The 13,346-nt window shown below is 74.4% G+C and carries 16 protein-coding genes and 1 riboswitch; of the genes, 14 read left to right on the top strand and 2 right to left on the bottom strand.

Translation table 11 applies throughout. From position 1 onward, the window contains the following. Window positions 1-27 precede the first annotated feature (27 nt). The 8 genes from rpe to ACFQTY_RS12810 all read left to right on the top strand — a co-directional run bounded on the left by rpe (window position 28) and on the right by ACFQTY_RS12810 (window position 5,989). On the top strand, window positions 28-693 hold the full coding sequence (rpe, locus tag ACFQTY_RS12845; RefSeq protein WP_378100992.1) for a ribulose-phosphate 3-epimerase: 666 nt from the start codon (window positions 28-30) through the stop codon (window positions 691-693). A 41-nt stretch (window positions 694-734) separates the two neighbouring features. Further along, window positions 735-870, top strand: a riboswitch (FMN riboswitch). An 83-nt stretch (window positions 871-953) separates the two neighbouring features. Beyond that, a complete protein-coding gene (gene ribD / locus ACFQTY_RS12840; protein WP_378100990.1) occupies window positions 954-2,033 on the top strand; it encodes a bifunctional diaminohydroxyphosphoribosylaminopyrimidine deaminase/5-amino-6-(5-phosphoribosylamino)uracil reductase RibD in 1,080 nt (359 codons plus the stop codon). After that, window positions 2,033-2,656, top strand: a complete 624-nt coding sequence (locus ACFQTY_RS12835) for a riboflavin synthase (protein ID WP_378100987.1) — start codon at window positions 2,033-2,035, stop codon at window positions 2,654-2,656. Before ribD ends, ACFQTY_RS12835 begins: the two co-directional genes overlap by 1 nt. Then, window positions 2,653-3,933 carry a 3,4-dihydroxy-2-butanone-4-phosphate synthase gene (gene ribB / locus ACFQTY_RS12830; protein WP_378100986.1) on the top strand — a complete coding sequence of 427 codons (1,281 nt, stop codon included), beginning with the start codon at window positions 2,653-2,655 and terminating at the stop codon, window positions 3,931-3,933. The genes ACFQTY_RS12835 and ribB overlap by 4 nt, the downstream gene beginning before the upstream one ends. Next, on the top strand, window positions 3,930-4,421 hold the full coding sequence (gene ribH / locus ACFQTY_RS12825; protein WP_337972815.1) for a 6,7-dimethyl-8-ribityllumazine synthase: 492 nt from the start codon (window positions 3,930-3,932) through the stop codon (window positions 4,419-4,421). The genes ribB and ribH overlap by 4 nt, the downstream gene beginning before the upstream one ends. Before the next feature lie 17 nt (window positions 4,422-4,438). Further along, window positions 4,439-4,702 (top strand): phosphoribosyl-ATP diphosphatase, encoded by a 264-nt coding sequence (locus ACFQTY_RS12820; RefSeq protein ID WP_378100983.1) that lies wholly within the window; start codon window positions 4,439-4,441, stop codon window positions 4,700-4,702. Between the two features lie 7 nt (window positions 4,703-4,709). Further along, complete coding sequence (hisG, locus tag ACFQTY_RS12815; protein WP_337972816.1) at window positions 4,710-5,558, top strand: ATP phosphoribosyltransferase; 849 nt, start codon at window positions 4,710-4,712, stop codon at window positions 5,556-5,558. After that, window positions 5,555-5,989: a PH domain-containing protein gene (locus ACFQTY_RS12810; RefSeq protein WP_378100980.1), complete on the top strand. Its 435-nt coding sequence runs from the start codon at window positions 5,555-5,557 to the stop codon at window positions 5,987-5,989. The genes hisG and ACFQTY_RS12810 overlap by 4 nt, the downstream gene beginning before the upstream one ends. A gap of 20 nt (window positions 5,990-6,009) precedes the next feature. Here the strand turns inward: ACFQTY_RS12810 and ACFQTY_RS12805 are convergent, their stop codons facing one another. Then, on the bottom strand, window positions 6,010-7,119 hold the full coding sequence (locus ACFQTY_RS12805; RefSeq protein ID WP_378100978.1) for a DUF3866 family protein: 1,110 nt from the start codon (window positions 7,117-7,119) through the stop codon (window positions 6,010-6,012). Window positions 7,120-7,153: 34 nt separating this feature from the next. Between ACFQTY_RS12805 and ACFQTY_RS12800 the strand changes: the two genes are divergently transcribed. From ACFQTY_RS12800 to ACFQTY_RS12775, 6 genes are all read left to right on the top strand, one after another. Further along, window positions 7,154-8,185 (top strand): helix-turn-helix transcriptional regulator, encoded by a 1,032-nt coding sequence (locus ACFQTY_RS12800; RefSeq protein ID WP_378100976.1) that lies wholly within the window; start codon window positions 7,154-7,156, stop codon window positions 8,183-8,185. Further along, window positions 8,178-9,143 carry a helix-turn-helix transcriptional regulator gene (locus tag ACFQTY_RS12795; RefSeq protein ID WP_378100974.1) on the top strand — a complete coding sequence of 322 codons (966 nt, stop codon included), beginning with the start codon at window positions 8,178-8,180 and terminating at the stop codon, window positions 9,141-9,143. The genes ACFQTY_RS12800 and ACFQTY_RS12795 overlap by 8 nt, the downstream gene beginning before the upstream one ends. Window positions 9,144-9,145: 2 nt before the next feature. Further along, entirely contained in the window at window positions 9,146-9,475 is a 330-nt protein-coding gene (locus tag ACFQTY_RS12790; RefSeq protein ID WP_378100972.1) for a hypothetical protein, read from the top strand. Window positions 9,476-9,557: 82 nt separating this feature from the next. Next, window positions 9,558-9,884, top strand: coding sequence for a twin-arginine translocase TatA/TatE family subunit (locus ACFQTY_RS12785; RefSeq protein ID WP_378100970.1), 327 nt, complete (start codon window positions 9,558-9,560; stop codon window positions 9,882-9,884). Between the two features lie 46 nt (window positions 9,885-9,930). After that, window positions 9,931-10,737, top strand: coding sequence for a twin-arginine translocase subunit TatC (gene tatC / locus ACFQTY_RS12780; RefSeq protein WP_291762846.1), 807 nt, complete (start codon window positions 9,931-9,933; stop codon window positions 10,735-10,737). After that, entirely contained in the window at window positions 10,734-11,645 is a 912-nt protein-coding gene (locus ACFQTY_RS12775) for a diacylglycerol/lipid kinase family protein (protein ID WP_378100968.1), read from the top strand. The genes tatC and ACFQTY_RS12775 overlap by 4 nt, the downstream gene beginning before the upstream one ends. 74 nt (window positions 11,646-11,719) lie before the next feature. Here the strand turns inward: ACFQTY_RS12775 and ACFQTY_RS12770 are convergent, their stop codons facing one another. Further along, entirely contained in the window at window positions 11,720-13,273 is a 1,554-nt protein-coding gene (locus tag ACFQTY_RS12770) for an MFS transporter (protein WP_378100966.1), read from the bottom strand. Window positions 13,274-13,346 lie beyond the last annotated feature (73 nt).

Below are 13,346 nucleotides of genomic sequence, written 5' to 3'. Positions count from 1 at the left end.
CGGAGCGCGGGACCCTACGCTGGCCGCGTGGCCGTGCGCATCCATCCCAGCATCCTGTCCGCCGACTTCGCCAACCTCGAGCGCGACCTCGGGGCGATCGCGACGGCCGACTACGCCCACGTCGACGTGATGGACCAGCACTTCGTGCCGAACCTGACGCTCGGCCTGCCGGTGGTCCGCCGGCTGGCGCAGGTGTCGCCCGTGCCCATGGACGTGCACCTGATGATCGAGGACGCCGACCGCTGGGCCCCGGAGTACGCGGCCGCCGGGGCTTCGTCCGTGACGTTCCACGCCGAGGCGGCCCAGGCCCCGGTCCGACTGGCCCGTGAGCTGCGTGAGCGCGGCGTGCGGGCGGGTATCGCGCTGCGGCCGGCCAGCCCCGTAGAACCGCTGCTGGACCTGCTGGCCGAGTTCGACATGGTGCTGGTGATGACCGTCGAGCCGGGGTTCGGCGGTCAGTCGTTCATCGAGGGGACGCTGCCCAAGCTGCGGCGGCTGCGGCAGGCCGTCCGTGAGTCGGGGACGGGCACGTGGATCCAGGTGGACGGCGGGGTGTCCCGCGACACGATCGGCCGGATCGCCCGGGCGGGTGCCGACACCTTCGTCGCCGGTTCCGCCGTCTACGGTGCCGCCGACGTGGCGGCAGAGATCGCCGCCCTCCGCGAGCTGGCGGAGGCGCCGATCCAGGCGTGACCTCGCCTGTGGCATGATCGACGGCAGCAAGTCGAGTACACACACGTGCTCCGGGGTCGGTGCAATTCCGAGCCGGCGGTGACAGTCCGCGACCCGCGAGGTCCTCTCGAGGACCGGACGGTTGACCTGGTGGAACTCCGGGACCGACGGTGAAAGTCCGGATGGGAGGAGACGTGGCGACGCGCGGGCGGTCCGCGCGTCGTGCGGTCGGGTGAGCCCTGCCGTCATCCCCGGAGCCCGAGAGGGACCGGGAGGCACGGATGGTGGGCACCGCCGAGACGAGCGCGGGCGTGCGTGCCGCGCAGCCGTCTGCTCGCGAGCGCGCCGCCATGGAGCGCGCGATCGACCTCGCGCGGCGAGGCCCGGCGCACGGGCCGAACCCACGGGTCGGTGCGGTTCTCCTCGGCGCGTCCGGAGCCGTGCTGGCCGAGGGCTGGCACGCCGGTGCCGGCACCCCCCACGCGGAGGTCGCCGCGCTCACCGCCGCAGCGCGCAGCGGTGCGGACGTCCGCGGCGCGACAGCCGTCGTGACCCTCGAGCCGTGCGACCACACCGGCCGGACCGGTCCGTGCAGCAGGGCGCTGATCGAGGCGGGCGTCGCCCGCGTGGTGTACGCCGTGGACGACCCGAACCCGGACGCGGCCGGGGGAGCAGCACGCCTGCGCTCCGCCGGCGTGGACGTCGTCGGCGGGGTGCTCGCCGGGGCGGCGCGCGAGCTGCTCCGGCCCTGGCTCGCCGCCGTCGAGCAGGGTCGCCCGTTCGTCACGCTCAAGCTGGCCAGCAGCCTCGACGGCCGCGTCGCCGCAGCGGACGGCAGCAGCCGCTGGATCACCGGGACGGTCGCTCGCCGTCATGCGCACGAGCTGCGCGAGGAGGTCGACGCGATCGTCGTCGGCACGGGCACTGCTCTGCAGGACGACCCGTCGCTCACCGCGCGGACGGCCGACGGCGCCCTGACGGGGCACCAGCCGCTGCGGGTGGTCGTCGGGTTCCGCGCCGTCCCGGGCGACTCGCGGCTGCGCGGCCCCGGCGGGCCGCTGCTGACCCTCGCGACCCACGACCCTGCTGAGGTGCTCGCGGCGCTCGCCGAGCGCGAGGTGCGGCACGTGCTGCTCGAGGGCGGCCCGACCCTGGCGGCAGCCTTCCTGCGCGCCCGGCTGGTCGACGAGGTGCACGCGTACATCGCCCCGATGCTGCTGGGCGCAGGCCGGTCGAGCGTGGCCGACCTCGGGGTCTCCACGATCGACGAGGCCGTGCGGCTGCGCCCCCGCGAGGTGCGGCCGCTGGGACCGGACGTGCTGGTGGTCGCCGACGCGACCTGGGAAGGACGGGAGGACTGATGTTCACAGGCATCGTCGAAGAGCTGGGCGACGTGGTGACGCTCGACCTCGCTGAACCCGGCGCCGACGGTCAGCGCTCCGCTCGGCTGACGGTCCGCGCACCGCTGGCCACGTCCGACGCGCACCTGGGGGACTCGATCGCCGTCTCGGGCGTCTGCCTGACGGTCGTCGACCTGCCGGGCGACGGCACCTTCACCGCCGACCTGCTGCCGGAGACCCTGCGCCGGTCGGCGCTGGGCGAGCTGGCCGTGGGGGACACCGTGAACATCGAGCGCTCCGTGCCGGTGGGCGGCCGTTACGGCGGCCACGTCGTGCAGGGGCACGTCGACGGCGTCGGCGTGGTCCGCAGCCGTACCACCGGCGCGCGGTGGGACGACGTGGTGATCGCCCTGGACCCGGGCCTCGCCCGGTTCGTCGCCGAGAAGGGGGCGATCGCGGTCGCGGGCGTCTCGCTGACCGTCACGACCGTCGGCGACGACGAGTTCGGCGTCTCGCTGATCCCGGCGACCCTCGCCGCCACCACCCTCGGCCGGCTCGAGGCCGGCGCGCGCGTGAACCTGGAGGTCGACGTGCTGGCGAAGTACACCGAACGGCTGCTGTCGACCGCGGCGGTGGCTCGGTGAGCGACGTCGTGCTCGGTACGGTCGAGGACGCGCTCGCCGAGCTGCGGGCGGGCAAGCCGGTCCTGGTGGTGGACTCGCCGGAGCGGGAGAACGAGGCCGACGTCATCCTCGCCGCGCAGTCCGCGACACCCGAATGGGTCGGCTGGACCATCCGGCACTCGTCCGGCTACCTCTGCGCGCCCATGCCGGCCGCCCGCGCCGACGCCCTCGACCTGCCGGTCATGGTGCCGCACAGCCAGGACGCCCGACGGACCGCCTACACCGTCACGGTGGACGCCGCGACCGGCGTGACCACCGGGATCTCGGCGGCCGACCGCGCCCGGACGCTGCGGGTGCTCGCCGACCCGGCATCCGGCCGCGGCGATCTCATCCGCCCTGGTCACGTGCTGCCGCTGCGGGCCGTCCCGGGCGGTGTGCTGCACCGCGGCGGCCACACGGAGGCGGCCGTCGACCTGTGCCGGCTGGCCGGCCTCGAGCCCGTCGCGGGCATCTGCGAGGTGGTGAACGACGACGGCTCGATGGCCCGGCTGCCGCAGGCCGCGGCGCTGGCCGCCGAGGCCGGCCTGGTCATCATCACCATCGAGGAGATCGTCGAGTGGCGCCTGGCCCACGGTGACGGGGTCGAGGCCGTCCCCGAGCCCTTGCGTCCCCGGGTCCAGGCCACCGAGAGCGCGTTCCTCCCGACGGAGTTCGGCGACTTCCGCGTCCACGGCTACCGCGACCTGCGGACCGGCGACGAGCACATCGCGCTGGTGCCGGTCAGCGGCCTCTCGGACCAGCCCGTCGTCCGGGTGCACTCCGAGTGCCTCACGGGTGACGCGTTCGCCTCGCAGCGGTGCGACTGCGGCCCGCAGCTCCACACGGCGATGGAGCTGGCCGCGACCACCGGTGGCGCCGTCGTCTACCTGCGCGGGCACGAGGGACGGGGCATCGGCCTGCTGGCCAAGGTCGCCGCCTACGCGCTGCAGGACGAGGGCCGGGACACCGTCGAGGCGAACATCGACCTGGGCTGGCCCGCCGACCGCCGGGAGTACGGCGCCGCCGCGGCGATCCTCACCGACCTCGGCATCGAGAAGGTCACGCTGCTGACCAACAACCCGGCCAAGGTGGCGGGTCTGCGCGCCCACGGCATCGACGTGGCCGAGGTGCGGGGCCTCGAGGTGGGGCGGACGCCGCACAACGCCGCGTACCTGCACACCAAGGCCACCGCGATGGGACACCTGCTGCACGGCGACGATGCAGCGACGCACGGACGAGTCGAGGAGGACGCCCGATGAGCGGCGCCGGAGCACCACAGCTGCACGTGGACGGCAGCGGGATGCGGGTGGTGGTGGTCGCGGCCAGCTGGCACACCACCGTGATGGACGGCCTGCTCGCCGGCTCGCGCCGCGCGCTGGCCGAGGCGAACGTCGCCCAGGTCGACGTGGTCCGCGTGCCGGGGTCGTTCGAGCTGCCCGTGGCCGCACGGGCCGCGGCGCTCTCCGGTGCCGACGCCGTCGTGGCGCTCGGCGTGGTGATCCGCGGCGGCACCCCGCACTTCGAGTACGTCTGCCAGGCGGCGACCGGTGGGTTGACGCAGGTCAGCGTGGACACGGGGGTGCCGGTCGGGTTCGGCGTGCTCACGTGCGACGACGAGCAGCAGGCGCTGGACCGTGCCGGTCTGCCGGGCTCGAAGGAGGACAAGGGTGCGGAGGCGGCGCAGGCGGCCGTCGCGACGGTGCTCGCGCTGCGGTCGCTGGACGGCTCCCGGGACAGCGCCTGGTGACAACTAGGCTCACCGGCGTGAAGACGTTCGAGTCCCTGTTCGCCGAGCTCGCGCAGAAGGCCGTGGACCGCCCGGAAGGTTCCGGCACCGTCGCGGAGCTCGACGGTGGCGTGCACGCCATCGGCAAGAAGGTGGTCGAGGAGGCCGCCGAGGTGTGGATGGCCGCGGAGCACGAGTCCGACGCCCGCACCGCCGAGGAGATCTCGCAGCTGCTGTACCACCTGCAGGTGCTGATGCTCGCCCGCGGGCTGACGCTCGACGACGTCTACACCTACCTGTGAGGACCCCGTGCTGAGGATCGCCGTCCCCAACAAGGGCTCGCTCTCGGAGCCCGCCGCCGAGATGCTGCGCGAGGCGGGCTACCGCCAGCGCCGTGACGCCCGCGAGCTGGTGCTGCCCGACCCGGACAACGACGTCGAGTTCTTCTTCCTGCGTCCGCGCGACGTCGCCGTGTACGTGGGAGCCGGGACGGTGGACGTCGGCATCACGGGCCGTGACCTGCTCATCGACTCCGGCTCCGCCGCCACCGAGCACCTGCCGCTGAACTTCGCCCGGTCGACCTTCCGGTTCGCCTCGACGGCGGGCCGCCTCACCGACGCCAGCGAGGTGGACGGCCTGCGCGTCGCGACGTCGTACCCCGTGCTGGTCGCGGGACACCTGGCGTCCCTCGGCGTGCAGCCCGCAGCCGTGGTGCGGCTCGACGGTGCCGTCGAGTCGGCGATCCGCCTCGGTGTCGCCGACGTGATCGCGGACGTCGTCGAGACCGGCACGACGCTGCGTGCGGCCGGGCTGGAGATCTTCGGCGAGCCCATCCTGCGCTCGGAGGCTGTGCTGGTCCGGCGGGCCGACACCGACGTCCCGCCGGGTCTCGACGTGCTCACCCGTCGGCTGCAGGGCGTGCTGACCGCCCGCGAGTACGTGCTGATGGACTACGACGTGCCGCTGTCCGTGGTCGACGAGGCGGTGCGGATCACGCCCGGCCTGGAGTCGCCGACCGTGTCCCCGCTGCACGACAAGCAGTGGGCCGCGGTGCGCGCGATGGTGCCCCGGTCCCAGACCAACAAGGTGATGGACGACCTGTACGACGTCGGCGCGCGCGCCATCATCGTCACGTCGATCCACGCCTGTCGGCTGTGACGGACGCGTCCACCCCCTTCCGCCCGCGGCTCGCCCGCGCGGTGACCCTGGCGGTGGGCGCCCTCGCCGTCGTCCTGACGGTCCTGCTGCTGATCGCGCTGCCCGGGCTGGCTGCCCTCGACAAGGCCGGGTTCGCACTGCTGGCCGTGCTGATCGGCGGGTTCTGCTGGCGCCAGGCGGACGTGCAGGCCGTCCCGGACGACGAGGGCCTGACCGTGCGCAACCTCGTGCTCCAGCGCCGGCTCGTGTGGGCCGACATCGTCTCGGTCCGGTTCGGCCACGGCCGGCCCTGGGTGCAGCTGGACCTCGCGGACGGCACCACGCTGGCCGTCATGGGCATCCAGCGCTCGGACGGTGCCTTCGCGAACCGCGAGGCACGGCGGCTGGCCACGCTGGTGGCCCAGCACACCGCCACCAGCAGGGACGACTGACCGAGCCGGACTCCCGCCGGTCAGCCCGCCGCGAGCGCGGCGGCGTGCACGCCGGCGACCGCTGCGGCGAGGAACGACCCCGGGTCGTCGTCCAGGTCCCGTCCCATCGTCGAGAGCCTGACCGGGCACCGCCGCAGCGCCGCGAGCAGCTCCGCGTCGGCCTGCACGTCCACCAGCCGGTGCCGTCCGGACAGCGTCGTGGTCTGGGCGCGGACCTGAGACCCCAGCTGGTCCAGCGACTCTCCCAGGCCGGTGAACACCGGGACGGGCACGTCAGCGGTCGCGAGCGCGACGCGCCCGTACGCGGTGAGCGAGTGGTGCGACACACCGCGGTGCCGCGTTCGGGGGTCGGCGCCGGACACCCGCAGGGACGCGACGGGCTGACCGTGCAGCGCGGCCGCGGCGTTGACGGCGTCGCCGGCCAGCACACCGGAGAACCCCCAGCGGGTGTCGGTGCCGAGGTTGCCGGGGCCCTGCGAGACGACCGCCAGGTCCGCACCGGCGACCAGCCGCGCGGCGAGCAGCGCCGAGTGGACGCTCACCGCCTCGAGATCACCGCCGTACGCCTGCCCGGCGGTGATGCACGTGTCCAACCAGCCCGCCTCGCGCAGGGCCGCCACGGTGCGCGAGAACGCCACCGGCAGCGCGCCGCCGTCGGTCATCACGTAGGCGATGCGTGGCGCGGGCCTCCCGGCCGCAGCGGCCGCGTGCCGGGCGCCGGCCACGACGGCGGGCAGCGCCGAGTGCAGGTCCGCGGTCACCACGGGCATGCCGAGCACGTCGTCGGCGTCCTGCAGCAGGTCGTGGTGCACCGACTCCTGGTCGTCCACCCCGAGCACCATCACCTGCTGCGGCGTGTACCGCGCCTTGACCAGGTGACCCGGCGCGGGCGGAGGGTCCGCCGGCAGCGCGTCCGTCCGTGCGACCACCAGCGCGTACCCGCCGGTGCCGAGGCCACGCTCCAGGGCCGTGACGTTGAGCAGCACCGCCGCACCGGCCTCGACCGGGCCGACCACGTCGTCGTACGCCAGGGCCTGCAGCTGCTCGTCGCCCACCTGCACCAGCACCTCGTGCGCGCCGGTCCATCGCCTGCCGAGCGACACCACGGTCCCGGCGCGCCACGCGATCACCGTCCCACGCTACCGGCCACTACGGTGGTGGCCGATGGCCGCGCAGATCGACCCCGCCGAGCGCCTGCTCAACCTCGTCATCGCCCTGGTCAACACCCCCGGGCGGATGACCAAGGAGCAGGTGCGCCGGTCCGTCGCCGGCTACGCGGACGCACCGACGGACGACGCCTTCGAGCGGATGTTCGAGCGCGACAAGGACACCCTGCGCGAGCTGGGGGTCCCCGTGCTGACGGTCACGGACCCGCGGCACGGCGACGACATCGGCTACCGCGTCGACCCCGACGCGTACGCGCTTCCGCCCGTGCAGCTGACCGCGGGAGAGCTCGGCGTCCTGGCGCTGGCCGCCCAGCTGTGGCAGGACCGTTCGCTGCGCACCGACTCCTCCCGGGCGCTGACGAAGCTGCGGGCCGTGGGTGAGGCGCCGGAGGCGAGCGACCTGGTGGCCGGCCTGGCGCCGCGGGTGCGCGCCGGCGGTGACGCGTTCGGACCGCTGCTCGACGCCGTGCAGGCCCGGCAGGCCGTGCGGTTCGTCTACCGCGCGGCCACCACCGGCGAGGTGCGGGCGCGGGAGGTCGAGCCGTGGCGGCTGCTCGCGCGCCGAGGCGGCTGGGTGCTCGTCGGCCGCGATCGCCACCGGTCCGCGACCCGGTCGTTCCGGCTGAGCCGGATCGAGGGGACGGTCCGGCCCGTCGGCGAGCCCGGCGCGTTCCCGCCTCCCGCACCGGCGGAGCTCGACGAGGCGCTGGCGACGTGGACCGCAGGCACCGAACGCCTCGCCGCGCTGGCGGTGCTGCCCGAGCGGGCAGGTGCGGCCCGCGCACGGGCGGTGGTGCCCGACGACGACACCCCCGCACCACCGGACCTCACCGACGTGCCCGGAGTCGAGCGGCTGCTCGCCACCCGGGACCTGGTGCACGTGCCGTACCGCTCGACGCACGAGCTGGCCGAGGAGCTGGTCGCCTACGGCGACGCCGTCGTCGTGCTCGGACCTCCCGAGCTGCGTGCGGCCGTGCTGCGCCTGCTCCGCACGGCGGCCACGCTCGGCGGGGGAGGCGACGATGCCTGAGCGCGCGAGCGACCGGCTGCTGCGCATGCTCGGCATGGTGGCGTACCTCGACCGGCACCAGGGTGTGCCCGTCGACGAGATCGCCGAGCAGTTCGGCGTGACGCCGCGGCAGGTGCTGGCCGACGTCGACACGCTCTGGGTGACGGGCACCCCCGGGTACCTCCCGTACGACCTGATCGACTTCGACGCCACCGCGTACGAGCAGGGTGTGGTGCGGCTGACGGAGTCGCGGGGCCTGACCCGACCGCTGCGGCTGGGCGGCCGCGAGGCCGTCGCCCTGGTGGCCGCGCTGCGGGCCATGGCCTCGGCGCTGGGCCCGCTGCTGGACGACGAGCAGGCCCGCGTGCTGCGGTCGGCGCTGGCGAAGGTCACCGCTGCGACGGGTGATGCGGCGGCCGCCGTGGACGTGCAGCTGACCTCGACGGCGACGCCGCAGGTGGCGGCCGTGATCGCCGAGGCGCTCGCGCAGCACCGTCGCCTGCGCATCCGGTACGTGAACACCCGGGACGAGGCGAGCGACCGCGAGGTCGACCCGATCCGGCTGGTCAGCGAGGACGAGCGGACGTACCTGCTGGCGTGGTGCCGGTCCGCGGACGGCGAACGGCTCTTCCGCGTGGACCGCGTCCTGGGCGCGGAGGTGCTCGACGAACCGGCCGAGGACCACTCGGTCCCGGAGGCGGCGGCCGTCTTCTCCCCGGGCCCGGAGGGCGAGCTGGTCACGCTGCACCTGGCCAGCCCCGGCCGGTGGGTGGCCGAGACGACGCCCGCCGAGGCCGTGCGCAACCTTGCCGACGGGTCCTTCGAGGTGGACCTGCGCGTCGTCCAGCCGGCCTGGTTGCGGCACCTGCTGCTGCAGGCTGCCGAGGACGTCCTGGACGTCCGGCCGGCCCGGGTCGCCCAGGAGGTGGCCCAGGTGGCTCGCGCGGCCCTGGCCGCCTACGGACCCGGGGAGGGCTGACAGTGCCCTGGGGGCTGGTGTGGACCGTGCTCGTCGTCGCGACGCTCGTCGGAGCGGCCTTCCTGGCGCGGTCCCTGTGGCGCCGCGGACTGGCGCTCGGCCGGGCGGTCGGCGTCGCAGCCGAGGCGACCGCCGGAGCGGCCGACCGCGGAACCGGGCGCGCCGACCAGCTGCGGGACGCGCACCCCGTGCCGGGACCCGCGCTCGGCACCGACCCGGCCGTGCTGCGGGATCGGCTCGTGCAGGTCCGCGCGGAACGGGCACGACGACGGGCGGTCCGTGCGGACCGGCACCGGAGGACGTACGAGACGTGGCGTCAGGTGTGGCGCTGACCTGCGACGACGGCGGCTCGCTCAGGACGTCGCCCGAGCCTGCGTAGACTCGCCACGTCGTCCACCGAAGGAGTCGTCGGTCGTGTTTCGTGGCTTGTTCGAGGGTTGGCACCCGATCCTCCTCATCCTCATCGTGGTGCTGGTCTTCGGCGCGAACCGGCTGCCCGGGGCGGCGCGCAACATCGCCCAGTCGATGAAGATCTTCAAGCGCGAGCTCGAGAGCGGCGACGACAAGACGGCCGGCTCCGCGAGCGGCGCGCTCTCCACCGCTCCGACCGCGCCACCCGCGACGCCGCCCGCAGCCGCCCAGCCGAGCCCCACGCCGCCGGTGGCCCAGCCCGGGAGCACGCCCCCGGCCCCGGGACCGGACGTGCCGCCCGCCGCCGGCGACGGCGCAGCACGGGCCTGAACCGCACGTGAACGCCCGGTCGACGAGCCGGGCCCCGAACGGCCGCATGCCGTTGCGGGCCCACCTGCGTGAGCTGCGCCGGCGGCTGTTCCTCGCCGTGATCGGGATCGCGCTCGGCGCCGTCGTCGGCTGGTTCGCGTACCACCCCGTGTTCGAGGCCCTGATCCGGCCGCTGCAGCGGGTGGCGGCAGCCCGGCACCAGATCGTCGCGATCAACTTCAGCGGCCTGGCGGCCTCCTTCGACATGCAGGTGCAGGTCGCGCTCTTCCTCGGCGTGCTGGTGTCCAGCCCCTGGTGGATCGGCCAGCTGTGGGCCTTCGTCACCCCGGGGCTGACGCGCCGCGAGCGCCGGTACGCGGTCCTGTTCCTCGCCGTCGGTGTGCCGCTGTTCCTGGCGGGCGCGGCGCTGGCGTGGTGGGCGCTGCCGAACGCCGTGACGTTCCTGACGGCGTTCACACCGGCCGGAGCGACGAACCTGATCGACGCACAGACCTACATGGCGTTCGTCATGCGGCTGATCCTGGCGTTCGGCCTGGCGTTCCTGCTGCCGGTGGTGATGGTGGCCCTGAACCTCGCCGGGGTGGTGCGCGCCCGGACGTGGGTCGGTGCGTGGCGGTGGGCCGTCGTCGCGATCTTCGTCTTCGCCGCCGTCGTCACCCCGACGCCGGACGCCTTCAGCATGCTCGGCATCGCGCTGCCCATGACGGGCCTTTACGTGGCCGCGGTCTGGATCTGCCTGGTGCACGACCGACGTGAGGACCGCCGTCGCGTCGCGGCCGGACTGCCGCGGCTCGACGGCACGATGCCCGACGACGAGCCGGGCGCGCCGGGGACCGGGGCTGCGGGGACGTGAGTCACCTCGGCGTGATGGTGAACCCGGCCGCGGGTCTCGGCCGCGGCGTCCGCACCGGCCGGCAGGTGCACGCTGCTCTGCGCGCGGCCGGGCACGTCGTCACGGACCTGTCCGCGCCGACCCTGGCGCAGGCGACCGACCGGGCTCGGGGCGCGTCGCTGCAGAACCTGGACGGGCTCGTCGTCGTCGGCGGCGACGGGGCGGTGCACCTCGCGGTCAACGTGGTGGCCGGGACCGGCCTGCCGCTCGGCATCGTCCCCGCAGGCAGCGGCAACGACATCGCGCGGAGCCTGGGCGTGCCGCGACGCGTTCCGGAGGCCCTCGCCCAGATCGACCGGGCGTTGCGTGCCGCGCCGCACCACATCGACGCGGTCGAGGTGGGCGCGCCCGGCCGCGAGGCGGTGGAGTGGTTCCTCGGCGTGCTGTCGTGCGGTCTCGACGCCGCCGTGAATGCGCGGGCCAACGCCTACGGGTGGCCCAAGGGGCACGCCCGCTACCTGCGGGCGGTCGTCGGGGAGCTGCCACGGTTCCGCCCGTACGGGTACCGCGTGACGCTGGACGACGGCACGTGGGTCTCGGCCGGCACACTGGTCGCTGCGGCGAACACGCCGTGGTTCGGCGGCGGTCTGCGGATCGCCCCGGACGCCACGCTGGACGACGGTCTGCTCGACGTGGTGGTGGCCGGGCCCTTCAGCCGAGCCGGCACCGCCGGGATCTTCCACCGCCTCTACGCGGGCACCCACCTCGGTCACCCGCGGATCGAGGTGCACCGCTCGCGCTCCGTGGTGATCGAGCACGAGCCGAGTCTCGGCGGCCACCCACCCGTGGCGTTCGCCGACGGCGAGCGGATCGGCCCCCTGCCGCTCCACGCCCGCGTGGTGCCCGCAGCGCTGCAGATCCTGGTCTAGGCGCCTGCCGGAACGGCGACGGGGCGGCCCGGAGCTCTGCTCCCGGGACCGCCCCGCCGCACGCGCGCTGCCGGTCAGTGCGCCAGCACCGGCTCCGCGCCGAGCGCCACCCGCTCCGCCACCCGGATCTCCCGGGCCGCGCGCGAGCGGAACAGCATCGCGCTGAGCACCGCTCCCAGCAGGAAGATGCCGGCCGACCAGGTGTACGCCGTGGTGAAGCTGTGCAGCGTCGCGGCGCCGAGCACACCGGGGCTCACCGGTCCGTGCGCGGTGGCGTAGTGGCTGGCGGCGGTCGCGGCCAGCGTGTTCAGCAGGGCGGTCCCGATCGCGCCACCGACCTGCTGGCTGGTGGACACCATCGCCGAGGCGGCCCCGGCGAGGCGCTGGTCCACCCCGAGCGTCGCCAGCTGGAACGACGCGGGCATGATCGACGCCATCCCCGCACCCATCACCACGAGCCCGGGCAGCACCTGCCAGTACGAGCTCGTCGCGCCCAGGGTGGTGAACCACGCCATCGCCACCGCGCCGAGCATCATGCCGAGCGGCACCAGGGCCTTGGCCCCGAACCGCGGCAGCAGCACGTTGGACTGCACCTGCGACGTGACGATGATCGCCACGACCATCGGCAGGAAGGCCAGCCCGGTGCGCATCGGAGTGAAGTGCAGCGTCGCCTGCAGGTAGTACGTCAGGAACAGGAAGACGCCGAACATCCCCGAGCCCGCGACCAGGATCGACAGGAACGACGCGCCGCGGTCCCGGTCGAGGATCACCTCGAGGGGGAGAGCGGGGTTGGCCGCCGTGCGCTGCCTCCAGGCGAAGGCGCCGAGCAGCAGCACGCTGGCCGCCAGCGGCGCCCACGTCAGCGGAGCGTCCCAGCCCTTGGGCTCCGCCTGGGAGAAGCCGAAGACCAGGGCGAAGAGCCCGGCCGAGCCGAGCGCGACGCCGATGATGTCCAGCCGGTGCTTGGCCGTCCCACCGGTACGAGGCAGCAGCACCAGACCGGCCACCACCGCGATGACGGCGATCAGCACGTTGACGTAGAGGTTCCACCGCCAGCTGACGTTCTCCGTCAGGTAGCCGCCGAGCAGCAGCCCGATGGCGCCGCCCATGCCGGCGATGGCACCGAACACCCCGAAGGCGCGGGCGCGCTCCTTCGGGTCGAAGAACGTGGTGGTCAGCACGGACAGGGCCGACGGAGCCAGCACGGCACCGAACGCCCCCTGCAGGGCGCGGGCGGCGACCAGCAGCTCGAAGGTGCGTGCGGCGCCGCCCAGGGCGGACGCGACGGCGAAGCCGACGAGCCCGATCAGGAACATCCGGCGCCGGCCGAACAGGTCGGACAGCCGACCGCCGAGCAGCAGCAGGCTGCCGAACGCCAGGGAGTACGCCGTGACGATCCACTGCCGGTCGTTGTCGGTGAAGCCGAGCGCCCGCTGCGCGGACGGCATGGCGATGTTCACGATCGTGGCGTCGAGCACGACCATCAGCTGCGCGAGCGCGACGGTGGCGAGCACGAACCAGCGTCGCCGGCCCGCCTCGGGCGACGGTGCCGACGCAACAGCCGGCGTGGGTGCGGAAGAACGAGAGGTGTCGGGGGGTTCTGGAACCGTGACGGTTTCTGCGGACATGGGTGTCCTCCGGGGACGTCGTGGTCGGTGGAACCACGGTAATACAAGACTGGCCAGTTCCGGAACCCTATAG

Source organism: Cellulomonas sp. T2.31MG-18 (genome assembly GCF_964266755.1).
GTDB lineage: Bacteria > Actinomycetota > Actinomycetes > Actinomycetales > Cellulomonadaceae > Cellulomonas.
Note: the sequence above shows the minus strand (reverse complement) of the source record. Positions and strands in the feature narration are given on the sequence as shown.